The sequence below is a fragment of the Streptomyces sp. NPDC012466 genome, from assembly GCF_042955215.1.
Classification (GTDB): domain Bacteria; phylum Actinomycetota; class Actinomycetes; order Streptomycetales; family Streptomycetaceae; genus Streptomyces.
On the sequence record NZ_JBIBEQ010000004.1, the window covers coordinates 390610 to 409760 of the forward strand.

Sequence of the window (19151 nt, forward strand, 5' to 3'; positions counted from 1 at the left end):
TCCAGACGAACCCGGTGCAGACGCCCGGTGTCTTGGGTCGAAGGTGGGGGCGTGCCGTAGTGGGCGGGGTGGCTTTCAGTAAGGATGCCCGTCGTGGCTGCTGCCAGAACCTCGCCCCCTTCGGCCCGACGCGCTCGGCTCCCGTGGTGTTCGGCGCGGGAGCGGTCATCGGTGGTCTGGGCGAGATGATCGGCCTGGGCGGGGCAGAGTTCCGCCTGCCGCTGCTGATCGGCCTGTTCGGGTTCGCCGCGCTGTCCGCCGTCATCCTGAACAAGGCGCTGAGCCTTGTGGTGGTCCTGGTCGCGCTGCCCGCCCGTCTGGTGGCGGTCCCGGCCGCCGAGGTGGCCGCGCGCCGGCCGGTCGCGGTCAATCGGCTGGCCGGCGGGCTGCTCGGTGCGTGTGCCGGAGCCGCGTGGGCGGTGCGCATGCGCACCTCCATCCTCTACAAGGTGCTGGCCGCCCTGATGGTGCTCATGGCTGCCGCCCTGGTGGTCACCCACACCACCGCCCTGGGCACGCTCGCGCTGCCGCTCTGGGTCCAGGTGCCCTGCGGGGGCGTGGCCGGTTTCGGCATCGTGGGGTCGCCGTGATCATGGCGTCGCCGGGGGCGAGTTGCTGATCCCGGCGATCGTGCTGCTGTTCGGGGAGGACATCAAGACCGCGGGAAGCCCTTCCTTACCGCGGGAAGCCTCTCCTGGCTGGTCTCCCTGCCGACGATGCTGGCGGAGTTCGCCCGCTACAGCCGCGACGGCAGCTTCGCCCTCCTGGGCGCCAACCTCTGCTTCACCATGATCGTGGCCGCGGGTTCCGCCGCCGACGTGATACTGGGCGGACTGTGTCTGGGCGTGTTCCCGGATGGGGTCCTCATCCCCGCCCTGGCGGTGATCCTGCTCGCCTCCGCGGCCAAACTCGCCCGGCACGATTGACACGGCGGGGCCGCCAGGAGGTCAACCACGCTGGAACCCGCGGCACCCCCACCGCTCATGGAAGTCAGTCGCCGGGCACATCCCGTTTGGTGAACATCAACTCCGGCCCGGGCCGGGCGCCTGGTTGAGCCCGAGGGCAAGCCGTCGGGCGATTCGGACGGCGTCCCGGCCTACACCGCGCAGCGAGTTCGACGACAGGCTGCGCTGCCACTCCAGCCTGACGAACGCGAGCCCTGGCACACCGGTGGCGACCCCCTCCCGGTGTCGGGGACTGCCCGCGGCGTCGAGGGCGCCGTCGAGGCCGGCGAGGGAGGGCAGGTCAGGGCGGTAGCCGGTGGCCAGTACCACCGCGTCGACCTCCTCCCGCTCCCCGTCCGGCCAGAGAAGCTTGGCCCCGTCGGCTCCGGTGAACATCGGTCGCCGATTGGGCCGTCCGGCGGCCAGGGCGGCCCGGTAGCGGCCGTCGTCGAGGACCGGCTGCGCCGGCGGGCGGGGAAGGAGCCGTCCGAGCGGTGCGATGTCCAGGCCGCTGCGTGCGAACCAGAAGTGCAGGTCCCGTCCCAGGACGTGCTGAGCGGCGAACTTCACCGGTGCCCGGGTGGCGAGAGCGACCCGGGCGACCTGGGTGAGTTCGGCGGCGATTTGCACCGCGGAGTTCCCCGCTCCCACGACCACCACGCGGCGGCCCGCGAAAGGGGCGGGGCTGCGGTATTCGGCGGCGTGCAGCACCTGGCCGGTTAACTGCACAAGGCCCGGCAGGACCGGCCGATGCGGATGTCCGAACGACCCGGAGGCGGCCACGACGGCCCGCGCGGACAGCCGGGCGCCGCCCTTCAGTTCCACCTCGAAGGCGTCGCCGGTGCGGCGTACGGAGGTGACGCGCTGGCCGGTGCGGATATCGGCGTCCAGGTGACCGGCGTAGGCGGTGAGGTAGGCGGCGACCTCGTCGCGGTGCGGGTAGCGGTCGCGGTCGGCGCCGGGGAACGGCATCCCGGGCAGGGAGCTGTACCGGGCGGGCGAGAACAGCGTGAGGCTGTCGTAGTAGCGCGGCCATGATCCGGCAGCACGTCCGGAACGTGGCGGGCCTGAAGATCGTCAGCCCGTCGAACGCGTCGGACGCGTACTGGATGATGCGCCTCCAGCACGACCGGCCGCAGCCCGCGGCGCAGCAGGGCGTGGGCGGGTGGCGAGTCCGGACTGGCCACCGCCGATCACGGCAACGTCGATGTGCTCCATCAGCAAACCCCCTGGTTTCGATAGATGTCTATGTTGACGCTCATCAATACAGGTGCCATGCTGGGCCGCACAAGCCATCGACGGATGTCGAACCACGCCAAGGAGTCGCCGTGAACGCGCCCGCCACCACCGAGCTGCCCGTCGTCGTGATCGGGGCCGGACCCGCCGGTCTGGCCGCCGCCGCCCACCTGATCGACCGGGACATCGAACCCCTCGTCCTGGAGACCGGGCCCACCGCCGGCGCCGCGGTGCGCGACTGGTCGCACGTGCGCCTGTTCTCCACCTGGGGTGAGCTGACCGACCCGGCCGCCGAGAAGTTGCTCGCCCCGACCGGCTGGACCAAGCCGGACGTCACCACCTACCCGTCCGGTGGTGACTGGGCCACGCTCTATCTGCAGCCCCTCGCCGACGTCCTCGGCGATCACATCCGTGTGGGCGCCACCGTCACCGGCGTCTCGCGCACCGGTCGTGACCGCATCGTCGACGCCGACCGCGAAGCCCAGCCCTTCGTCGTCCACTTCACCACCGCCGACGGCGAAGAGCGCGTCCTCGCCCGGGCCGTCATCGACGCCTCCGGCACCTGGACCACCCCCAGCCCGGCCGGCGCCAGCGGACTGCCCGCCCTCGGAGAGAACGCGGCCGCCGACCGCATCAGCTACCGCGTCCCCGACCTGAAGGACCCTGCCCTCCGGGCCCGGTACGCCGGCAAGCGCACCGCCGTCATCGGTTCCGGAGCCTCCGCGTTCACCGCGCTGGCCACCCTCGCCGACCTGGCCAAGAATGAGCCGGGCACGCACGCGGTGTGGATCCTGCGCCGGGGCATCTCCGGCTCCACGTTCGGAGGCGGCGAAGCCGACCAGCTGCCCGCCCGCGGCGCCCTCGGGCTAGCGGCGAAGGCGGCCGTCGACAACGGATACGCGGACGCGGTCACCGGCTTCCGCACCGAGGCCATCGAACGCGACGGTGAAGGCCGACTGGTCCTGACCGGTGAAGACGGCCGTCGCCTCGACCCGGTCGACGAAGTCATCGTGCTCACCGGCTTCCGACCCGACCTGTCCTTCCTCTCCGAGATCCGTCTCGGCCTGGACGAACGGCTCCAGGCACCGGTGGAGCTGGCACCGCTGATCGACCCCAACCAGCACTCCTGCGGCACCGTCTACCCGCACGGCCACCGCGAGCTGTCCCACCCCGAACCCGGCGTCTACCTGGTCGGCATGAAGTCCTACGGTCGCGCCCCCACCTTCCTCGCCATGACCGGCTACGAGCAGGTCCGCTCCGTCACCGCCGCCATCGCCGGCGACCTCGAGTCCGCCGACCGCGTCGAACTCACCCTCCCCGAAACCGGGGTGTGCGGCGGCGCCGGCCTCTTCGACGACCCGAACGCCGGGCAGGCCGACGGCGGCGGCTGCTGCGCCCAGGCGCCCGCGCTCGTCCAGCTCGGTGCCGGCGCGCCCGCCGCCGCTGTCGTCGTCGAGGAGACGCCGGCGGGCGGCTGCTGCGGCTCGTGACCACTCCTGACGCCCCCGAGCGCGGGGCCGCGACCGGAACAGGGGACCGGTCGCGGCCCCGCGCCGCGCTGGTCGCCCTCTGCCTGACGCAGGTCACCAGCTGGGGCATTGTCTTCTACGCCTTCCCCGTGCTGAACCCGCAGATCATTCACGCCACCGGCTGGCCGGCCGCAGCGACCACGGCCGCGTTCTCCGCCGCCCTGCTCGTCTCCGCCATCGCCGGGATACGCGTCGGCCGCATCATCGACCACCGCGGGCCGCGCACCGTGATGACCGCCGGATCGGTCCTCGGCGTGCTGAGCATCCTCATCGTCGCCGCCGCCCCGAACCTGGCCGTCTTCGTCGCTGGCTGGCTGCTCGCTGGACTCTCGATGGCGGCCACCTTCTACCAGCCCGCCTTCGCCGCGATCACCCGCTGGTGGGCCCCCGATCACATCCGCGCCCTCACCATCGTCACCCTGGCCGGCGGCCTCGCCTCCACCGTCTTCGCGCCCACGACCGCGGCGCTCGCCGAGCAGCTGTCCTGGCGTGCGACGTACGCCGTGCTCGCCCTGGTGCTCGCTGTCGTGACCGTCCCCGCACACGCCTTCGCCCTCAAGGCACCATGGCCAAAAGCGCCGCCCGCCCCAGCCCACATCACCGGCGGCGCGGACGCGGTGGCCCGCAGCCGCCCCTTTTGGATGCTGGCTGCCGCCCTGACCTTCTCCGCGTTCGCGGTCTCCGCCGTCGTCGTCGCGCTCGTGCCCCTCCTCCTCGAACGCGGCTACTCCACCACCGCAGCCGCCTGGGCACTCGGCCTCGGCGGCGCCGGACAGACCCTCGGCCGCACCTTGTACGCCACCCTCGCCCGCCGCACCGGCACCACGACCCGCACAATCGCGCTGATCGCACTCGGCGCGCTGACCACAGCGGCCCTCGCGCTCGTACCGGGCCCGTACGCCCTGCTGGTTGCCCTTTCGGTCGCGGCCGGGATGGTCCGCGGCAACCTCACCCTCCTCCAGGCCACCGCCATCACCGACCGCTGGGGCACCACCCACTACGGCCGCCTGTCCGGACTGCTCGCCGCGCCCACGACAGCAGCCTCCGCCCTGGCCCCCTTCGCCGGCGCCGCCTTGGCCGCGCCTCTGGGCGGCTACCCCCACCTGTTCGGACTGCTGGCACTGATTGCCGGACTCGCCGCCCTAGTCACCTTCGGGACCACACCGCGCCGACCAGCTCCGAAGCGGTAGTGGTACCCGGTCAGATGATCGGGCAAGCCAGTCAGGAGCGCTGCGAGGCAGCCGGTTCTGCAACCGCTCGAAGCCACTTCGGTTCCCCCGCCCTGCCCCGGCGGCGGATCGGTCCGAGCACAGGAGTACTCAACATCGGCTCCGGCAGCATCCACGTCACACCCGATCCCTTCCACCGAGTGGTCCGGTGCTGTCCTACTGCTGCCGAGTCCCGCTAAGGGGTGAGGGTGGGAGAGTCCCGCCGGATGGAGGATTCCGTTGTGATCGTGCGGTTCGTGGGCGGCCCGCTCGGTGGCCGTGCACGGTCGACCTCGGGCCCGTGGGCTGGGGGCTGGCTCACCGCTGGCGCCGCCGACTGGGGCCTGTACATCCCCGTGTACCGCGACCTGGTGACCGGCGTCGTCCTGGCGGAGGACCGGGCCACCGCACGTCGCCGCCGGTAGCTGCCAGCCGCCCCAAAATCCCGGCCCGCACTGCACCACCGCAGTGCATCAGCGGATGCGTTGCGCCTTGACCTGCTGCGGAACCCCGGGATCAGGCTTCTGGGACCGGAGTGGCACCGCTCTGTCGCAGTGCGTCGGCCGGGGCCCGGGGTGTGGTTCAAACGACCCGGATGTCGGAGGGCTGGAGGGCGGTCGGGTGCGGTGCCAGGACGAGTGCCTGGCCGATACTGCAGCACCGATCGGTTCAGCGGTCGCGCCGATTGTGCTCGCGTACTCCGGTGACGAGCACTCCGACGGCGAAGATCAGGACGAGGATGAAAACGGCGATGCCCAGGACGTCCTGGAGACCACTGGCCAGGCCGCTGTAGCCCACGTCGACTCCTACAATCACAGAGCACACACCTGCGACAACGGCCGTCCAGCCCATCCAGCCGGCGACCCGGCGGCTGGTGAGGATCGCAGCCCCGAAGAGCGCGAGGGTCAGCCCGAGCAGGATGCGGAAGTAGCTCTGGAGTCCCCATTCCAGCCAGCGCACGGTCTCGGCGTTGGCAAAGCGGATCGTCTTCTCCGCGCCCGACGCGCTGACCCATGAGTCCACTGCCTGCTTCAGCCCCACGCCGTCCAGCCCTTGCAGGGCAGCCCAGATCGCGGCGGTCGCAACGGCTGCTGCGGCCGCGAGCTGCGCAAGCAGGGAGGACCCGTTGGTACCGCGCAGGACGCGGTACAGCACGAGCAGGCCGCTCAGCGTTACCAGGACGGCAATGAACTGGCCAAGATGAACGGCGATCCAGGCGCCGCTGTCTGCGTACTTGGTGAAGATTTCAGGGTGGTCGTCTTCCTCGCCAGAGGGGTGAAGCGTTGCGGTCAAGATGACATTGAGAAGGAAGCCCCCGACCATGAGCCCGCCGGCGATCGTCAGCGTGCGGGTTCGCGAGCTGGCTGAATACGCCTCTTCGCCGACGCGCATGTCCGGACCCATGAGCAGACCCCAGTCCTCTCGACGTCACCGACCGACATACTTGAGGGTCACCAGATGCAGCCGCTCTCCCAGGACGCGCAGCGACACCTCACTCAAACGAAGTCTGATCGCGGCCGATTGCGCGAGCGCCCGGGGTCACGCCCGTACCGACAAGCGGATCCGGTCAAGGACCGCATTCCGTGGTTGCCGGCGCTGAAGCGGGGATGCTCGTGCCAGACGCCCGGATGAGGGTTTGCAATCGAGGCGGGGCGGTGGGGGTGAGGTTCTTCTCGATCGGTGGTAGATCCGCTGCATGGTGTCATGCTGCGGCCGTGGCAGGGACTCGTCGTCGGGTCTGAGCGGCCTTCCCGGACTGCAGGTCACGTCGTCCGCCGGGTGCGGCGCGATCCGCATCGGCCTCCTCTCCGCCTCATGGAGGACAACTGCCCTCGCGCCGCGCATGTGTCTCGCATGGGTCAGGGAATCGGGCTCTGGCTGCGTTCATCTTTGGAGGCAGCGTTTGTCGACGGGTTCTGGAGCCAGTCGGTGATCAGCCGACACATGGATGCCGAGGACGAATGACGGTCCTGTCGTGGCCGCGAACGCGGGGCAGCCAGCCGTCCGTCAGGCTGGCCTGCGAAGGTCATATCGCATGCCACACGTGGGCCCTGGAGACCGGAGAACAAGTAGCCCGTCGGCAGACGCTGCTTTCCGAGCCGACTTCTCGGCACCGCGCGCCTACGGCCCTGATCTCCGGAGTGAGCATCGGAAGGCGACGGCGATCTCACGCCGTCGCAGGTGTCCTCTCGGCCGCGGAACGGCGTTTCCAGTACGCGACGGTCAGCACGCCCAGCAGTGGCCCCCACAGCGTCAGCGGTGCGTAGCAGACATAGAACCAGGCAGCTTCCCAGCCGCCGGCTTGGCCGGGGGAGTCGGCCGGCAGGTCGCCACCTCGGATCGTGGTACCCCTGATCTCGGAGGTGATGAACAAAAGGGTGAACAGGAGGGTGAGGCTCGCGGCTCCGATGGTGGCCGGGAGGACGGCTGCGCTTCTCGGAACCCGGCGACCGCGAAGGATCGGGATCCAGCGCGGGAACACCTCACCCCAGAGGGCGATCAGACCGATCGCAGCGAACGCGAGGACTTCGGACAGCACCGACAGGAAGACGATGTACGCCCGTTCACCGAGTCCGCGACCGTCGCTGAACGCGGCCGGGAGCCGCCAGATACTGGAAGGCAGGACGGCCAAGGGCACGGCGTAGGCCACGAGTCGAATCCGTCGTGACACTCCGACAACGGGCTCGTGGGCCGCCCGCCATGCGACGCGTAATCGTCCGGGGTGAACGGTAGTGGGTTCTTTGGCGTGCAGGAGCTGCTGCATTGGCGGTCCTCGGCTTCGGTGAACTGCTGTTCGGCCCGTTCAGTACTGAAGATCCCAGTCACAGGGGCTCCGAGCATCGCTCTGAGGGCTGATGCGGCTCCGTCTGACGGCCGACGAAGTCGTGCAACCGGCGGCTGACGGCAGTGCGGGTTTGTCGCATGACCAGTACGTTTCACCAAGAGCATCCCGATGCTGCCTGGCACAGCCGTGGAGGCGTGCGAGTTACGCAGGCACAAACACCCCTACCGCTGGAGTGTGGGTCAGCTCTTGCCGAGGAGGTCGTTCATCCTGGTGATCTCGGCGGTCTGCGAGGTGATGATGGCGTGGGCCATCTTCTTGGCGTCGTGGAAGGCGCCTTCTGTTTCTCCGTCTTGGCCATTGCCACCGCGCCTTCGTGGGAGGCCCGTGACATAGCCCGCGACTTCCTGGTGTCCGTGCAGGCAGTGACTGGGCTGCCGGTGTCGGCGCGGGCGATGGGCAGGGTGCAACTGGTCGTGAGCGAGCTGGTGACCAACACCCGCACGTACGCGACCGGACCTGGAGATCGGCGAGGGTGCCGTCCAGATGAGCGTGTGGGACAGCAGCACCACGCTGCCGTCGGTCCAAGCAGCCGACCCAGAACGGATCGGGCAGCACGGCCTGGAGATTGTCATGGCGGTGTCCCAGAGCTTCTGTGTCGGTTCGCCGCCGTCGAGGTTCGCTCCCGGAGCCTTGCTCGCGTCAGGACGCTTCGGCGTGCGCGTTCGCCGTGCGCCCGGCCTGCTCGGCCCCACGGTGCGCCCCGGTCTCCCACAGACACCAGGTCGACCACAGCAGCAGGACGAGGAAGACGGCGAGCAGCCCCAGCAGCACCACCATCTGCCGCGCCGATCCCCCACCTTGGACCAGATTCAGCAACAGGCAGAAGGTCCAGGCCACCACACCGCCCGCATACACGGCCCTGAGCTGTCGCAACTGACTGACCGAACCCATCGTCACCCCTCCGGGCCGTGTCCTCACGCGTTGCCCTGCCGGTACCCCCGCTACGCGACTTCACCGCTTTCGCAAGGCCGCCGATTTCGGGGACTTGCTCAGCGTCCCTGCCCTGTCTGGCCGCTCACTCTGGCCGCAGGGCCTGGCGCATCCAGCACAGGCGGGCCAGGGAGCGACGGCGCGTCCACAGGACCCAGGAGCACAACGCGGCCATGCCGACCAAGAAGAGAAGGGGGAAGACGAGGGACCCGCTGACGGCCCCCAGGACGAGCATGCCGACCGCGATGAGGCCCATGGCGCCGAGCCAGTACGGCAGCCACTTGCCCGCCCGCTCCACCTGGCCGAGTTGCTCGGTGACCAGCCGTCGCATGGCCGCCTGCTCCTCGGGGTCCTGCGGCACCTCTTGGTGGCGGATCTTCCGGTTCAGATCGGCGAGTCCGCCTGCGTCGGTACCCACGACTCGGGCGGCCCGATAGCGTTGGACGGCCAGGACCGCGATGGCGACCCCGGTGTAGAGAGCGCTCTGGAACACCCAGACAGCCGGGTGTTCGTCCCTGCGGAGCAGGGCCGTGGTGCCCAGTGCCAGCAGGAAGACCAGCGTCGCCTGCGCGGTCAGACTGCGGTCGAGTAAGCGCTTGAGTGAGAGCACAGCGCAGACCTCCTCGAAGGGGAGTCGGGACAGCGTCGTCGTCTCCCGGATACCCCGCGGTCTCCCGCTCATCGAGTCCGTGCGCAGCCACGGTGGCGGCAGGTTGCCGGCTGGATCATGCCGTGTTGTATCTGTGCTGGTCGGGTACGGCTTCGGCGACTGGCTGATGCGGAGGGGGTTTCGGGGTGGGTAGGCGAGCCGGGGCAAGCGGGAGCGCAGAGCGACAGGAGCGGGCAGTGGACCGCGGCGGCTGCGGCACGGGCGGCGCACCGCTTGCGGGAGCAGACTCAGCGGTGCCTGACGGTAACCGGTGGGGGCGGATGACGCTCGCGTCCAACATGAACAATGCCGTCCCCGAGTTGCTCCGGCGGGCGGAAGTCCTGGTCATTTCCCCGTCCGCGCACGCAGCGGTCATGGCCGCGGCTGCAACCCTCGAACCGGCCGACATCAGCACCCTAAGTGACGGGGTGGGGCTCCGGGCTCACGACCCCGGAGCCCCATCCCGTACATCATGTAAGGGAAAAACTATGTCCCGCACCGCTGCGTTCGCCGTCGCGGCCCTATGTGCTGTCGCGTGCGTCCTGTGCCTGCTCACACCGGGATCCAAGAGCGGCCCGCTCTACCTCGTTGCAATCCTCTCCGGCTTGATGGCTGTTATCTGCCTGGTGCAGGCACTCCGCATACGCCGTTGACGTGCTGGCGTCCATGAAACCGAGGTCGCGGCGCTGCGCGAGGTGGTCGACGAGTGCAGCACCACCCGCCCGCCATGGCGCAACCCCAGGGAGGTGGCGCGCCGCGCCGGTCTGCCGAAATCGACGGCCTACCGCGCCTTCGGGATGCTCGTCCGAGTGGGGACGGTCGAACATGAGGGCACCGGCTACCGGATCGCGTTGAAGATGATGGCCATCGGTGCAGCGTCGCCCAAAGGAGCGGTCCACCGCGTCGCGCTTCCGTACCTGGTGGATCTGCACCGGGCTGTAGGGCACACCGTCCATCTGTGCGTCCTTCGCGGCCGCCGGGCAGCACCACCGGTACGACGTGCCGGTCCCGCCGAGCGCACGGCCGCCTGCCCGCGTTCGGCGCATCACAGCGGGTCTGGGAGGATGGCCGGCGGCCGTCCGTACCGGGTCCGCCGTATTGCACGGGTCCGGGAACCGCGGGCGGTGAGAGGCTGGCGGGTACGGGCAGCGGCCCGGCGGGCGGGAGAGCGGAGCGGTGCGGCACATGCCGGAGTACCCGGAGTACCTCGCCGCGGTCGTGTTCGCCGCGGGCGGCGTCGTCAACGCCCTGCTGGCACCGCACCGGTTCTCCACCGCCGTCCTGTTCTGCCTCGCGGTGACCTCTGCCGGACTCGGCGTGGCCGCTCGCAGTGCGGCAGCCCACCCGGCCATCGCCACCGTCCTCGCCGTCGCCGCCCTGCTCCCGGCGCTCGCGCTGGGCCTGCTGCTGCTGGCCGACGGCGTCCTCCTGGTCCGGCGCTACGGACCGCAGGCGGCCCTGCTGGCGACCGGGGCCGCCGGCTGCGCGGTGCTGGCGGTGCTCGGCCTCGACGCGGTCTTCCACGCCGTCGGCGGCGAGGTGTTCGGTGCCCTCGTGGTCGCGGTGAACGCGACCGCGGGTTACCTCACTCTGCTCTTCCTGGTCTTCGCCGGCTACGTGTTCGTCCGGGGCCGTAGCACCCCCCTGCCGGAAACCACCCATGTCGTCGTCCTGGGCGCCGGGCTCAACGGCGACCGGCCCGGCCCGCTGCTGACCCGCAGGCTGGAGCGCGCCCTCGCGATCGACGCCGCCCGCGCACCGGACACGCCTCGTGTGGTGTTCGTCGTCTCGGGCGGCCAGGGCGACGACGAGGTCCGTTCCGAGGCGGACGCGATGGCCGACTATCTACGCGGACGCGGAGTGCCCGCCGACCGGATCGTGCGGGAAGACCGCTCCGTCAACACCGGGCAGAACCTCCGCTTCAGCGCGGCCCTCGTGGACGGCACCAATCCCGGCCACCGTGCCACGGTGGTCACCAGTGGCTTCCACGTCTACCGCACGACCCTGCTGGCCCGCCGCGTCGGCGTGCCCGTGCACGTCGTGGGCGCGCCGACCTCCCCCGCCTACTGGCTGGCCGCGACACTGCGCGAATTCGCCGCCATCCTGTGGCTGGACCGCCTCCCCCTTCTCGGACTCAGCCTGCTGCTGGCAGTGCCCGTGGCGACGGCGGTGTTCGAACACTGAAGCGCCGGCCGCGGACCTCGTAAGAGGTGCAAACAATGGCGTTGGGCGTGGCGGTGGGTGATCAGGCAGATGGCGAGGCCGAGGAAGGCCTCGTGGTTGTCGTCGCGTCACTCCCAGCGGATGCGCAGTCGGCGAAAGCCGTGGATCGGTGATCATCGAGAATCCTGTCGTAGCGGGTGGTGATGCTCCGCCACTGCTTCAGCCGGTTGAAGCACCGTGCCATCACGTTTCGCCGCTCGTGGAGCCGCCGGTCGAGGCCGGGGGTGGCCGCCGATGCTGCCGCGCTTGAGGCGGTTGCGGACCTGGTCGGTCCGCTCGCGGATCGTGTGAGTGATGCCCCTGCCGGGGGAGCGAGGTGCGGATTACCTGAAGCTGTAACCACCCCGTCGTCGATGACGTGAGACGGCCTGATCCGGGGTCGACCTGGGCCGATACAGGCACCCGGATCGTCTTCATCACCCTGGTGAACCGGGTGCAGTCATTGGTGGTACTGCGCGTGACCACGAGCGCGCGTGGGCGGCCGCGTGCCCGGCACCCCTTTCCGGGCGCCAGCGGCGTACTGGTGGGCACGGATGATGGTGGAGACGACCAGCACCGGCCAGTCGATGTCTCCGGCCGCTTCCGCCCCGCCTGTGCGGCCTGACACATCCGGGTGAACGTGCCCTCCTTGGCCACCGACGAAAGCGGGTGTGCAGCGTGGCCCACGTCCCGTACCGTTCGGACACATCTCGCCAGGCCGCCCTGCCCCACAACCAGCACGCGATCCCCTTGAGGATCGTCCGGTCATCCAGCCGCTTCCGGCCCCGCGGCGACTCCGGCAGCAGCGGCCGGACGCCCCCCACTCCGCATCGGACAATTGATGGCGACGTATCACGCAGCCGTGATCCACATCCGCCCTCAGCCGGCATTTCAGGGCGCGAGGAGTGGCGCGATGGGGCTGTCGAGCCTTGATGACTCAAGCGTCGATATGTATCCAGCTGTCGCCAGCGCGGAGCCAGAGGACACCGTCGCTCTTCATCGGCGACCTCGGCCGGCAACCGGTCGCCCAGGACCTCACGCATCGTGTCGTTGATGCTGAACTTGATCAGCGTTTCGTTCATGTCGAACGTCACGAACTTCGGCTTGGCGTCCAACCCCACTGGGTCCTCCTAGTGCTTCAGTTGAGCAGTCCGGCTCCTGGCCGAACGACCATCCGGTCTCGGAGACCAAGTTGTCCGGACTGCCAACAGTGCCGAAGGAGTGCCTAGGGCAGGCCGGCGCTGATCCGCATCCGTACAACCTGAGCCGGTTCGGGTGCGCTGCGAGTTCGGGGAACCCTGACAGGCAACCAAGTTGAGGTGCGGCTGTGACCGGCAGAGGTATAGTCGACAAACGACCAAGTGGTCGACAAGTGCCAAGGGAGCAACGGGGTGGACCACAAGTTCGAGTGGCAGGAGCAGCGGATGACGACGCCGGACGGCGTCTACCGCACACTGCGGGCGGCCATCCTCGACGGGGCCGTACCTCCTGGTGGCCAGCTGCGCGAGGCGCACATCGCCTCGGATCTCGGCATCAGCCGGTCCCCGCTGCGCGAGGCGCTGACCAAGCTGGAGGAGGAAGGGCTCGTCGTCAAGATCCCCTACCGTGGGGCGTTCGTCGTAGAGGTGAGCGCTCGTGAGGTGGCCGAGATCGACTCGGTCCGGCTGCGTGTCGAACCGTACGCCGCCGAGCTCTCGGCCGAAGCGCTGCGCGGTCCCGAGCGCCCTCAGCTGCTGCAAACCGTCGAGGATCTCCGCCGGGCAATGGAGAAGGACGACATCCCGGCCAGCATCGACGCGCACCTTCGATTCCACAGGCTCTTCTACGATCTCTCGGGGCACGGCGTCCTGCAGAGTCTCTGGAACGGCTGGGAGACCAAGCTGCGTCTCCACCTCAGCGTCGATCACCGCACATACAGCGACGACCCGCAGCAACTGGTCGTCGAGCACGAGCGGTTGGCCGCGGTTGCCCTGGAAGGCGACACCGACACGTTCCGCCAGGAACTGGCTGCCCATTTCCCCATGGGGCTGGGAGCCCAGACGGGAGAACCGGAGGAACGCACGCCCCGGCAGGCGTGAGGCATGCCGGGAAGGGCTTTGGCTCGTCGGCAGCGGTCGCCGGGGCCTGACCGAACCGAACCGCGATCCGGCATCCCCGGCAGGTGCCGTCTGCGCCGACGATCCCGGCCAGCCGCACCGGCGGCACGGCCTCCCGCAGCCCTCTCTTAGCCCACCCGACGCCGCTGCCCAAGCCGCCCAGCACACCCCGAGCGGCAGCCACCACGCCGCCACCGAAGACCTGCGCGCCCTGTGCGAAGCCCTCGCAGGCACAGCCCGCCACTCACCATGGCGAGGTTCGTCACCCACCAGGCTCCCGAACTCCGCGCCGCCCTGATCCTCGTCTGCGTCCTGCAGATGACCGACACCAACGAGGGCGCCCGCTGCTGGTGGCAGTACGCCGCCGGCGCCGGATAAGCCGCCGCCTACTGCCTCTCCCTGCACCACCTGGCACTGGGGGAGCGGGAGACCGCCGACTTATGGCACGCCAGACGACGACGTCCAGCCCTCACCTCAGCGCCCTGACTTCGACGATGCCGGCACCTGGCACCCGACAGACCACCGCATCACCAGCACATCCACCGCCCATTTCATGCGGATCCTGCGCCACCTCGCCAAGCACACGGTCCGCTCCCGGCCCGCCGGTGTCAGCAAGCTCATGGCCCACATCCCCACAGCCGTCACTGCGGGCTACCTTCTTGAACCCGATACCGAGCTGCCTTTGCCCGGGGTTGAGTTCGCCCGCCGCATCAACAGCCTTCTCACGCCGGGGAGCACCCTTCCGTCTGGGACAGAAGGCCGCCTGCCCCGCAAGCTCCCGGCCCGTCCAGAGGAGTCGACCGTGAGCATCGGCAGAGGATCCCCGAGCAGATGGGCACCGCGAAACGCTGACACGCCCGGCACCGGCGTCTCGAAAGCGCTGGTGAGCAGGGGGGTCATTCGCGGTCCGCTTTCTGCCTTCTGCCAGAGGGACCGACCCATTGGTGCAGCTTGGGTCTCTCCGTTGGGGCAGCAGGCTGTGGAGGCGGTCGTCGCGGCCCAGCGGGCGATCCTCGAGGCCTCAGGAGGACCTGTCGTGCCACGAAGCGGTGGCAGTTGCTGGGTCGGCACCAAAGGCGGCGCTTTCCGCGGCGGCATGGCGGCCGTTGCCGGTGCCCGGCCGCAGCAGTATCGGCCCGGGCTCGGGACGCGCCGTGCCCCGACGGCAGTGTGGTGCGACGCATGGTGGGGAACGGTGGGGGCGCGGGGCTGAACATGGGGGCGGGATGGAGATTGCGGCTTTGGTGGTGTCGTTGGTGGCGCTCGGGGTGTCTGGCGTGGCGGCAGTTGCGGCTCTCGGAGCACGCCAACACGCTGCCGATGGTGGTGGATCTGTTCCGAGAACACCGGAGCGTACGCCTGGCACAGGCGCGCACCTTCGTGCATGAGGAGCTGCCTGCCTGCGACCGTCCCAGGGGCTGGCTGGCCTTCCTGGCGACGGACAGGTCCTGGTTCGCGAACTGGCCTGGTATTACGACAACCTAGGTGCACTCGTGAGGCATGGCGTGGTTGAGATCGAGCTGGTGTCCGGCTACCTAGTGCTGTGACCGCATTGGTTCGCCGGGTTGCCCGGGCGTCGGTCGCTGGTCACCATGCACCGGACTGGATGAGGTCCGGCTGTCAGTCGGCGAGCGCGGCGTTGACGATCGCTTTGATGTATGGGAGGTCATTGCCGGTCCCCGTCGGGTTCAGGGAGTACACCACGCGGTGTCGGAGGTCGCGGGTGGCGAAGAGCCCGTTGTCCCAGCCGGGGCGGGAACCGGTCTTGCCCCACGCGTACTCGCCGCGTGGGAGCTGGTAGCGCAGGAGTCCGCCGATGCTGTAGCAGGCCCCCTGGCCGACGCAGTTCGTGTTGTCGGCGGCGCTCTTCACGCTCGGTACCTCGAATGCCAGCTTCTGCTGGGCGGGTGGGAGCAGGCTGCCCCGGAACAGTGCGGTGATGAAGCGGTCCAGGTCGGCGGCGGTGGAGATCATGCCTCCCTCGGCCCACGGGTACGGGCTCTGCTCGGTCACGTCCTGCCCATCGAGGTACACCTCCGTGTGAGGTGAGGGGATCGTCGGGTCGTCGGCGGCGGGCAGACTGGTGTGCCTCAGATGCAGCGGCCGGATGATCCTGCGCTGCAGTTCGTTGGTGAAGGAGTGGCCGGTGACCTTCTCGACGATCAGGCCGAGGACGAAGGAGTTGAGTCCGTTGTACTGCTGCTCGGAGCCGGGTGCGGGCGGCGCGTCGGTGGCTGCGGCGAACGAGTCGCGCAGGAAGTCTTCGGGCGTCACAGATTTGAGCTGCCATCCGGGTCCGTCGGCCGGGCCAGGGGTCGGGGCGGGCTTGGGCAGGCCGCTCGTGTGGTCGAGGAGCTGGCGCACGGTGACGCGGTTGTAGTTCTCGGGCAGCACTTGGGGGACGTACCTCCGCGCCGGTGTGTCCAGGCCGATCCGGTGCTCGGCGACGAGTTGGAGCACCACCGTGTTGGTGAACGCTTTGGTGACACTGCCGATCCGGACATGGGCGTCAGCGGTGACCGGGCCGGCGGTGGCGTCCACGCCGTCCCGTCTGATCAGCGCGCCCGCAACGACGTCGTCGGGCAGGTGGTCGAGGATGTCCTGAACGGTGGGGTTCGCGGACGCCGGGGCGCTGGAAGCAGGCGTGGCGGCGGCCGTGGGCAGGGCCGCGCCGGCGGTGAGAGCCAGGGCGAGGGTGGTGACGGCGAGGCGGATGCGCATCGAAGTTTCTCCTCCACGGCGTTGATGGAACTTGTGACAACGCCAACTCTGCTGCGTGCAGCCGCCCGTCGCCCATCAGTGATCACCCTGATCACAACCCTGGGCTGCCCCTGACAGATGCGACCTGATGCTGCCACCCCATCAGTTCGCCGGGTTGGTCACGCTGCGGTTGCGAGGGGGCGCCCCGCCCCAGCGGATGCCCTTCTCGCTGCGGATGCGGGCGCGTTCCTTGCGCTGTGCTGCGAGTATGTCGGGGTGACAGGCGTTGGCGTTGCGCCAGCGCAGGTAGCGGTGCAGGGCCCGGGTCTGCGCGGGGTGGCCGCGGTGGCGGGAGTTGGCAAGGGTGAACTGCCGCAGCGGGCCGAAGTGCGCCTCGATCGGGTTGGCCCAGGAGGCGTAGGTCGGGGTTAAGCACAGCTCGACCTTGTTCTTCTTCGCCCAGCGACGGATGTCCGCGCCGGTGTGTGCGGAGAGGTTGTCTAGGATGATGTAGATCGGGGCGCCGTCGGGCCGTGCGGCGCGGATCGACTTCAGTGCGGCGAGGCTTTTGGCGGTGCCTTTGTGGCGGCGGTTGATGCCCCACAGCCGGTCGTCGCCGACGGCGTAGCAGCCGTGGAAGTAAGTGACGCCGTGGGTGCGGCGGTAGGTCGCCGGCAGACGGTTGGGCTTGCCTTTCTTCGCCCAGCAGGATCCGGCGGTGGGCCGGATACCCAGCGGGCCGAACTCGTCGAACGCGAACACCCGGTCGGGGAAGTACTCCAGGACGTGCTCGATGCGGTCCAGCTTGGCGTCACGCTGGGGGTCGGGGACTCCTTCCAGGTCTTGGTGCGCTGGAAGGTGATGCCTCGCACACCGAGAGCGAGCTGGCGATCACGCCCTTCGGTACCTAAATGCTAGTGGAAGCCTCACATTGGCTGCTCCTGCCCGTCCGCACGGACAAGTCGGCGGTGGGCTGCGGTTAGGCCCCGTCCGGCGGATCATTACCTGCGGCAAGTGAGCCCCGGGCAGCGATGCGCAGTACGCGACTGGGAACAGCGTGTCAGGCCTGGGAAAATTGGGCGACGTACTCGTCGAAGGCCTCGATGCCGACTTCTGCACGGAGTTCGTTCATGCGCTCGGGCTCTTCACAGGGCCACGGAATCGGTGCCCCGTCCTTCACGCCGGCGATCTGAGTGCCGTAGACCTGCTTGCGGCCCTCATTGACCAGCGTGCGGTCGCGCAGGAAGGCCAGCTCGCGCGGGCTGGCCGAGCCTGCCGACACCGCCTGCTGCATCAGATGGAGCGCGCGCCGCTGAACATCGAGCTGCCGGTCGGCGTGCTGGGCGATCAGCCATGCCGCGCGTGCGGCCTCCTCACCGACCAGTTCTGCCGTCGGCCAGCCGTATTCGTCCATGATCTCGCTCAGCCGGTCACCGTGTCGGGCGGTCAGCCGCCGCCAGGCCAGCTGCTCGGCAAGGTCATCGCTGTTCGCGCGGACTGCGGACTGGTGATCGGCCGCAGCCATGTCCGCGAGCTCCACGGCCAGCGCGGCAACGTCGTGTGCCACTCTCAACTCCCATGTCAGATCCATACGTTGTGCCCGTTGCCCGCAAGCCTAAAGGCGCAATCCAGGCGTAAAGATCATTCCGGAGAACGGTGACAGGCACCTCCCCGCACGGGGATAATGGATCTACCGCCGAAGCCAGAGCGTCATCGCTACGACAGTCACGGTGCCCTGGAAGACGCAGGCACGCTTGTCGAACCTCGTGGCCACGGCCCGGAAGTTCTTGACTGCGTTGATTGTCCGCTCGACTTCATTCCTTCGCTTGTAGATCGTCTTGTCGAAGCCATTGGGCCGGCCGCCGCGATTGCAGCGGCGCTTTCGGTTGGCCCGCTGGTTGCCCGGTTGGGATGGTGTGTTTGATCTGCCGTCGGCGCAGGTAGCGGCGGTTACGGTGCGAGGAGTAGGCACTCGTCAGTGCCGAGATGATCCCGCCGGGTGCGGGGACGCCCGCCGCCGAGTCGGCCAACGCGGATACGTACGTGGTCACTGCCTGAGCCCACAGCCCTCCGATCGCCGCCACGGCAGCTACTACGGTGGCGATCACTGTGACAACGGGGAGCGCCTTGCCGCCTCCCTCCGACCCGGATGCCTCATCACGGCGCTCGGGGAGGGGGGCGACTGGAGGCACTCCGTCGCCGCACGCGGCTGGGCCGCATGCGGCGACGCAGTATTGGCCGCTGGGGCTGCGCGAGATGTGTCCCGTTCAGGAAAGACGCTGGATCGTTGGGCGCATCCCGCCTTACGGTGGCGCCATGAGCGATCACTCGGAAGCGCCTGTCGCGCCTGTCGAGGCCTATGAACCCCCCTACTACGTGGCTGTGTTCACTACGGTGCGAACCCAGGACCAGAGCGGTTACAGCGAGACCAACGCACGCATGGAAGACCTGGTGAAGGACGTCCCTGGGTTCCTGGGGATGGACCACGCGCAGACTCCTGGCGGCCTGGGCATCACCGTCGGGTACTTTCGCGACGCCGACGCCCTCACGGAGTGGCGGAGCAACGCCGAGCACCGCGCGGCGCAAGAGCGTGGGCAAGCCGAGTGGTACCAGAGCTACACGCTGCATGTGGCGAAAGTGGAGCGGAGCCACGGGTTCACGCGAGCGTAGGTTCCGCAGAGCCCGATAGCAGGCTGACCTTTGCCCTCTGATGATGTGACGCGCCGTTCGGATGCTGGTCCGGGCGGCGCGGTGTCGCCAGCATCCCCGACCTTGACGAACTGCGGGACCGAGGTCTGTTCGAAGTGCGAAC

Annotated in this window: 17 protein-coding genes and 3 pseudogenes; 9 read left to right on the top strand and 11 right to left on the bottom strand. The window is 69.3% G+C overall.

Annotated features, from left to right (window positions below; genetic code table 11):
- The first annotated feature begins 68 nt into the window (after nt 1-68).
- A complete protein-coding gene (locus ACFY9E_RS17720; RefSeq protein ID WP_390984584.1) occupies nt 69-590 on the top strand; it encodes a hypothetical protein in 522 nt (173 codons plus the stop codon).
- Between the two features lie 126 nt (nt 591-716).
- On the top strand, nt 717-926 hold the full coding sequence (locus ACFY9E_RS17725) for a hypothetical protein (protein WP_390984587.1): 210 nt from the start codon (nt 717-719) through the stop codon (nt 924-926).
- Between the two features lie 96 nt (nt 927-1022).
- Here ACFY9E_RS17725 and ACFY9E_RS17730 read toward each other — a convergent pair.
- A pseudogene (locus tag ACFY9E_RS17730) lies at nt 1023-1982 on the bottom strand (flavin-containing monooxygenase); the annotation flags it as partial.
- A 290-nt stretch (nt 1983-2272) separates the two neighbouring features.
- Here ACFY9E_RS17730 and ACFY9E_RS17735 point away from each other — a divergent pair.
- The 3 genes from ACFY9E_RS17735 to ACFY9E_RS17745 all read left to right on the top strand — a co-directional run bounded on the left by ACFY9E_RS17735 (nt 2273) and on the right by ACFY9E_RS17745 (nt 5342).
- Complete coding sequence (locus tag ACFY9E_RS17735) at nt 2273-3670, top strand: NAD(P)-binding domain-containing protein (protein WP_390984590.1); 1398 nt, start codon at nt 2273-2275, stop codon at nt 3668-3670.
- On the top strand, nt 3667-4899 hold the full coding sequence (locus ACFY9E_RS17740; protein ID WP_390984593.1) for an MFS transporter: 1233 nt from the start codon (nt 3667-3669) through the stop codon (nt 4897-4899). Before ACFY9E_RS17735 ends, ACFY9E_RS17740 begins: the two co-directional genes overlap by 4 nt.
- Before the next feature lie 245 nt (nt 4900-5144).
- Nucleotides 5145-5342 carry a hypothetical protein gene (locus tag ACFY9E_RS17745; protein ID WP_390984596.1) on the top strand — a complete coding sequence of 66 codons (198 nt, stop codon included), beginning with the start codon at nt 5145-5147 and terminating at the stop codon, nt 5340-5342.
- A 244-nt stretch (nt 5343-5586) separates the two neighbouring features.
- Here ACFY9E_RS17745 and ACFY9E_RS17750 read toward each other — a convergent pair whose 3' ends face one another.
- The 5 genes from ACFY9E_RS17750 to ACFY9E_RS17770 all read right to left on the bottom strand — a co-directional run bounded on the left by ACFY9E_RS17750 (nt 5587) and on the right by ACFY9E_RS17770 (nt 9302).
- Nucleotides 5587-6309 (bottom strand): hypothetical protein, encoded by a 723-nt coding sequence (locus ACFY9E_RS17750; protein WP_390984599.1) that lies wholly within the window; start codon nt 6307-6309, stop codon nt 5587-5589.
- Between the two features lie 775 nt (nt 6310-7084).
- A complete protein-coding gene (locus ACFY9E_RS17755; RefSeq protein ID WP_390984602.1) occupies nt 7085-7681 on the bottom strand; it encodes a hypothetical protein in 597 nt (198 codons plus the stop codon).
- A gap of 260 nt (nt 7682-7941) precedes the next feature.
- Nucleotides 7942-8271, bottom strand: a complete 330-nt coding sequence (locus ACFY9E_RS17760) for a hypothetical protein (RefSeq protein ID WP_390984605.1) — start codon at nt 8269-8271, stop codon at nt 7942-7944.
- Between the two features lie 130 nt (nt 8272-8401).
- Nucleotides 8402-8653: a hypothetical protein gene (locus ACFY9E_RS17765; protein ID WP_390984607.1), complete on the bottom strand. Its 252-nt coding sequence runs from the start codon at nt 8651-8653 to the stop codon at nt 8402-8404.
- Nucleotides 8654-8777: 124 nt separating this feature from the next.
- Nucleotides 8778-9302 (bottom strand): hypothetical protein, encoded by a 525-nt coding sequence (locus ACFY9E_RS17770; RefSeq protein ID WP_390984610.1) that lies wholly within the window; start codon nt 9300-9302, stop codon nt 8778-8780.
- Between the two features lie 1224 nt (nt 9303-10526).
- Here ACFY9E_RS17770 and ACFY9E_RS17775 point away from each other — a divergent pair.
- Nucleotides 10527-11525, top strand: a complete 999-nt coding sequence (locus ACFY9E_RS17775; protein ID WP_390984613.1) for an ElyC/SanA/YdcF family protein — start codon at nt 10527-10529, stop codon at nt 11523-11525.
- 455 nt (nt 11526-11980) lie between these two features.
- Here ACFY9E_RS17775 and ACFY9E_RS17780 read toward each other — a convergent pair whose 3' ends face one another.
- Nucleotides 11981-12625 (bottom strand): transposase, encoded by a 645-nt coding sequence (locus tag ACFY9E_RS17780; protein WP_390985108.1) that lies wholly within the window; start codon nt 12623-12625, stop codon nt 11981-11983.
- Between the two features lie 309 nt (nt 12626-12934).
- On the opposite strand from ACFY9E_RS17780, the gene ACFY9E_RS17785 reads away from it, so the two are divergent.
- Together ACFY9E_RS17785 and ACFY9E_RS17790 are read left to right on the top strand one after the other, a co-directional pair.
- The gene (locus ACFY9E_RS17785) at nt 12935-13621 is read left to right on the top strand and encodes an FCD domain-containing protein (protein ID WP_390984615.1); all 687 of its coding nucleotides are present in this window, start codon (nt 12935-12937) and stop codon (nt 13619-13621) included.
- Nucleotides 13622-13888: 267 nt separating this feature from the next.
- On the top strand, nt 13889-14017 hold the full coding sequence (locus tag ACFY9E_RS17790; RefSeq protein WP_390984618.1) for a hypothetical protein: 129 nt from the start codon (nt 13889-13891) through the stop codon (nt 14015-14017).
- 1242 nt (nt 14018-15259) lie between these two features.
- Here ACFY9E_RS17790 and ACFY9E_RS17795 read toward each other — a convergent pair.
- From ACFY9E_RS17795 to ACFY9E_RS17810, 4 genes and pseudogenes are all read right to left on the bottom strand, one after another.
- Nucleotides 15260-16360 (bottom strand): serine hydrolase, encoded by a 1101-nt coding sequence (locus ACFY9E_RS17795; RefSeq protein ID WP_390984620.1) that lies wholly within the window; start codon nt 16358-16360, stop codon nt 15260-15262.
- 141 nt (nt 16361-16501) lie between these two features.
- A pseudogene (locus ACFY9E_RS17800) lies at nt 16502-17217 on the bottom strand (IS630 family transposase); the annotation flags it as partial.
- Between the two features lie 182 nt (nt 17218-17399).
- A complete protein-coding gene (locus tag ACFY9E_RS17805; protein ID WP_390984623.1) occupies nt 17400-17906 on the bottom strand; it encodes a DUF6624 domain-containing protein in 507 nt (168 codons plus the stop codon).
- Between the two features lie 123 nt (nt 17907-18029).
- Nucleotides 18030-18379, bottom strand: a pseudogene (locus tag ACFY9E_RS17810) (transposase); the annotation flags it as partial.
- 276 nt (nt 18380-18655) lie between these two features.
- Between ACFY9E_RS17810 and ACFY9E_RS17815 the strand changes: the two are divergent.
- Complete coding sequence (locus ACFY9E_RS17815; protein ID WP_390984625.1) at nt 18656-19009, top strand: antibiotic biosynthesis monooxygenase; 354 nt, start codon at nt 18656-18658, stop codon at nt 19007-19009.
- The last annotated feature ends 142 nt before the right edge of the window (nt 19010-19151 follow it).

Excerpts from the sequence above, each read along its gene's own strand:
- ACFY9E_RS17795 (WP_390984620.1), bottom strand. The coding sequence starts at position 16,360 with ATGCGCATCCGCCTCGCCGTCACCACCCTCGCCCTGGCTCTCACCGCC.
- ACFY9E_RS17775 (WP_390984613.1), top strand. The coding sequence starts at position 10,527 with ATGCCGGAGTACCCGGAGTACCTCGCCGCGGTCGTGTTCGCCGCGGGC.
- ACFY9E_RS17790 (WP_390984618.1), top strand. The coding sequence starts at position 13,889 with ATGGCGAGGTTCGTCACCCACCAGGCTCCCGAACTCCGCGCCGCCCTG.
- ACFY9E_RS17815 (WP_390984625.1), top strand. The coding sequence starts at position 18,656 with ATGAGCGATCACTCGGAAGCGCCTGTCGCGCCTGTCGAGGCCTATGAA.
- ACFY9E_RS17750 (WP_390984599.1), bottom strand. The coding sequence starts at position 6,309 with ATGCGCGTCGGCGAAGAGGCGTATTCAGCCAGCTCGCGAACCCGCACG.
- ACFY9E_RS17780 (WP_390985108.1), bottom strand. The coding sequence starts at position 12,625 with ATGAACGAAACGCTGATCAAGTTCAGCATCAACGACACGATGCGTGAG.
- ACFY9E_RS17745 (WP_390984596.1), top strand. The coding sequence starts at position 5,145 with ATGGAGGATTCCGTTGTGATCGTGCGGTTCGTGGGCGGCCCGCTCGGT.
- ACFY9E_RS17755 (WP_390984602.1), bottom strand. The coding sequence starts at position 7,681 with ATGCAGCAGCTCCTGCACGCCAAAGAACCCACTACCGTTCACCCCGGA.
- ACFY9E_RS17765 (WP_390984607.1), bottom strand. The coding sequence starts at position 8,653 with ATGGGTTCGGTCAGTCAGTTGCGACAGCTCAGGGCCGTGTATGCGGGC.
- ACFY9E_RS17725 (WP_390984587.1), top strand. The coding sequence starts at position 717 with ATGCTGGCGGAGTTCGCCCGCTACAGCCGCGACGGCAGCTTCGCCCTC.